Annotated in this window: 3 protein-coding genes and 1 pseudogene (1 of these 4 only partly in view); 3 read left to right on the top strand and 1 reads right to left on the bottom strand. The window is 70.8% G+C overall.

Annotation, left to right across the window (positions count from 1 at the left end):
* The first annotated feature begins 555 nt into the window (after positions 1–555).
* Both purE and FDZ70_06910 read left to right on the top strand, forming a co-directional pair.
* The gene (gene purE / locus FDZ70_06915; protein TLM75601.1) at positions 556–1041 is read left to right on the top strand and encodes a 5-(carboxyamino)imidazole ribonucleotide mutase; all 486 of its coding nucleotides are present in this window, start codon (positions 556–558) and stop codon (positions 1039–1041) included.
* A gap of 51 nt (positions 1042–1092) precedes the next feature.
* The gene (locus FDZ70_06910) at positions 1093–1473 is read left to right on the top strand and encodes a hypothetical protein (GenBank protein TLM75600.1); all 381 of its coding nucleotides are present in this window, start codon (positions 1093–1095) and stop codon (positions 1471–1473) included.
* Between the two features lie 4 nt (positions 1474–1477).
* Here the strand turns inward: FDZ70_06910 and FDZ70_06905 are convergent, their stop codons facing one another.
* A complete protein-coding gene (locus tag FDZ70_06905; protein TLM75599.1) occupies positions 1478–2350 on the bottom strand; it encodes a DUF4013 domain-containing protein in 873 nt (290 codons plus the stop codon).
* Between the two features lie 124 nt (positions 2351–2474).
* On the opposite strand from FDZ70_06905, the pseudogene FDZ70_06900 reads away from it, so the two are divergent.
* Positions 2475–3194 (top strand): annotated as a pseudogene (locus FDZ70_06900) (ATP phosphoribosyltransferase); it runs 226 nt beyond the window's last position.

The raw sequence follows: 3194 nt of genomic DNA, 5'->3' as shown, positions 1-3194 counted from the left end.
CGTTCTCGCTCGCCGAGTACGCCCGCGCGATCGACGAGCGGCGCACGCCGGCCACCCAGTGCCGCGCGTTCCCCCGCATCGACCGCATGCGCTATCGCTTCCTGATGTCGCTGTTCGGCGGCTCGATGGACACGGCTGCGTTCGAGCGCGACTTCGGCGTCAGCGCTGCGCGCGGCCTGCCGCTCGAGATGGCGTTCATGCGCGCGAACCGGGCGTTCGCCTCGGAGGCGGGCGGCCGCATCACGCTCACGCCGCGCGGACGCTATCTGCTCGTGGCGATGATGCGCGAGTTCTTCGTGTCGGTGAACCGCCTGCGCGACCAGGCACGCGCGGCGCTCTCGCCCGAGGAGCGCAAGCTGCTGTTCGGGGACGGCGCGGGGGCGGCGCCGTGCGTCGTCGACGGCCACGAGGCCGCCGCAGCGGCGTCCGAGACCGGCGAGGCGGCCGACGTGCTCCCGCCCACTCGCGTGTAGCCGGCGTCACGAACATCCACCGCGCATCACCCGCGCGCTACAATCGAAGTCGGCCCGCTCACGATCGGAAGCGAGGACTCTCATGCCCGAGGATGATGCCGGTGTCCCCGGCCCCGCACCGCTCGTCGCGATCGTGATGGGCTCGGCGTCCGACATGGGCGTCATGGACGACTGCGCCAAGCAGCTCGACGAGTTCGACGTGCCGTATGAGATGACGGTGGCGTCGGCGCACCGGCAGCCCGCGAAGGTGCACGAGTGGGCGAGCGGGCTCGAGGCGCGCGGCGTGAAGGTCGTCATCGCCGCCGCCGGCAAGGCGGCGCACCTTGCAGGTGTGGTCGCCGCGTTCACCGCGTTGCCCGTGGTCTCGGTGCCGATCAAGACGTCGGACCTCGGCGGACTCGACTCGCTGCTGTCGATGGTGCAGATGCCCGGTGGCGTGCCGGTGGCGTGCGTGGCCATCAACGGCGCGCGCAACGCGGCCATCCTCGCCACGCAGATGCTCGGCACGTCGATGCCCGAGTACCGGGAGCGCGTCAGCGAGCTCAAGCGGCAGATGGCCGAGGGGTAGGTTCCGGGACGGAGCGGTTCCACCGTGCGGCCCTGACGGGGGAGCGGGTACGTGAGCTGGGGTTCATCGCAGGAGGAGTGGGGTGCCGAGTTCAAGGCTCGAGCCTGCAACATGCTCGACCTGTACTCGCGCACCCTGTCGGACCTCGGCTACGACGCGCGCGCCTATGCGGACACGGCCGCGCGTCTCGGCGAGACCTCCAGGTTCTCGGGCAAGTACGACGCGCTGTGCCATGCCATGTGGATGTGCGGCGAGGCCAAGAAGTTCGTCTCGCACGGCCGGGAAGCCAAGGCGTACCGCTGGATCGGCATGATCCAGGGCCTGCTGTGGGCGCACGGCGTCTTCTCCATCGAGGAGCTCAAGACCCACAACGAGCTCGACGAGGAGTTCTGGGCGCGCTGGGACCGCAGGCAGGGGCCGAGGCGGGACTGAGGGCTCAGCCGGCCGGCTCGTCCCCCCGGGCAGGCCTGCCGGCCGCGGCGCTCCCGAGCCCGTACGCGGCCCGGCCGTGCGTTCCCCACCAGTGCGCCGTGGCGACCGAGGTCGCGACGCTGACCACGCACGCGAGCACGGACGCGATCGGCGACAGCATCTGACCGGCGAGTGCGACGAGCGTCATCACGTCCTCGGGCATGCCCGTCGCGACGCCTGCGGCGGCAAGCGCCCACGGCCCGAGGATGAGTCCGTAGACCAGCGGCACGTAGACGAGCATGAGGAACACCTGCACGGCGACCCCGTACGACCACGCGCGCAAAGCGGTGCGCGGGGAGCGGCCCAGGCTGTCGAGGGCCTGGCGCACCTCAAGCCCCTCGCGCACGCTGTCGAAGAGCGCGTAGCGCAGCGTCGCCGCGTGCGTGACGGGTGCGAGCGCGAGACCGGCGGCGAACAGGGCGCAGACCATCGAGGCCGCCGTCAGCACCGCGACGGCGATGCTCATGACGAGTCCGATTGCAAGCGCCTGGTCGGTCCCGATGGCGACGGCGATCGCCAGAGTCCCGCCGGCGCCGGTGCCCGCCATCACGGTGGCGATCCCTGCGACGCAGTACCACGCCACCATGAGCGCCAGCGAGTACGGCAGAACGACCACGTAGCCGAAGAAGCCGCGCTTCAGCAGACGTCCCCAGTCCGTCCACTCGGGCAGCACGCTCTCGCGCCCCCAGGCGACCGCGGTCATCCACTCCAACGTCCAGCCGAGAACGAGGAACGGCCCGACGTACGGGACCCAGAACACGAGCGCCGCGATGCCAAGCTTCGATGCCCACCTCGGATCGTGTCTGAGCGCCCGCCACGGCGCGAAGAACCCGTCCATCACGCTCCCTCCTCGCGCACGATGCTACCGCACCCCGCGCACTCCACCGCTATCCTGTGGTAGAGTGCCGAGGCACGCGGGGTGCGCTGGTCGCGCCCCACGACGGCCCGAGGGGCGGTTCGCCATGCTGTCGCTTGCACTGCCGAAGGGCTCGCTCGAGGAGCAGACGCTCCTCCTGTTCGCGCAGGCCGACCTCGAGGTCAAGCGCGGGAGCCGCGAGTACAACCCGACCATCGACGACCCGCGCATCTCGCGCGTGAAGATCCTGCGGCCGCAGGAGATCCCGCTGTTCGTGCAGGACGGCCACTTCGACCTCGGCATCTCCGGGCACGACTGGGTGCGCGAGAGCGGGGCCGACGTGATCGAGGTCGCCGACATGCCGTACGCCAAGACCGGGACCGGCGTCGTGAAGATGGTGCTCGCAGTGCCGCAGGAGTCGTCCGCGGCCTCGGCGCGCGACATCGCGCCGGGTAGCCGCATCACCACCGAGTTCCCGCGCGTCACCGGCCAGTTCTTCGAGGAGCTCGGCATCCCGGTCGAGGTCGAGTTCTCGTACGGCGCGACCGAGGCGAAGGTCCCCGAGATGATGGACGCGCTGGTCGACCTCACCGAGACCGGGTCCACGCTGCGCCGCAACGGGCTGAAGATCATCGACGTCGTGCTCACCTCGACCACCCGCCTGCTCGCGAACAAGGCCGCGTGGGAGGACCCGGCGAAGCGCGCGGCCATCGAGGAGGTCCGCACGCTGTTGCTCGGCGTCATTGAGGCGCGCGGGCGCGTGCTGCTGATGATGAACGTGCCGGCAGGCAAGCTCGACGCGGTCATCGCCGAGCTACCCGCCATG

The organism is Actinomycetota bacterium (genome assembly GCA_005774595.1).
In the GTDB taxonomy this organism is placed as follows: domain Bacteria; phylum Actinomycetota; class Coriobacteriia; order Anaerosomatales; family D1FN1-002; genus D1FN1-002.
The sequence above is the reverse complement of the archived record's forward strand: the minus strand, read 5'-3'. Positions and strand labels throughout refer to the sequence as shown.

Bases quoted from the DNA above. Each gene is read 5' to 3' on its own strand.
- FDZ70_06905 (TLM75599.1), bottom strand. From the start codon at position 2,350: ATGGACGGGTTCTTCGCGCCGTGGCGGGCGCTCAGACACGATCCGAGG.
- purE (TLM75601.1), top strand. From the start codon at position 556: ATGCCCGAGGATGATGCCGGTGTCCCCGGCCCCGCACCGCTCGTCGCG.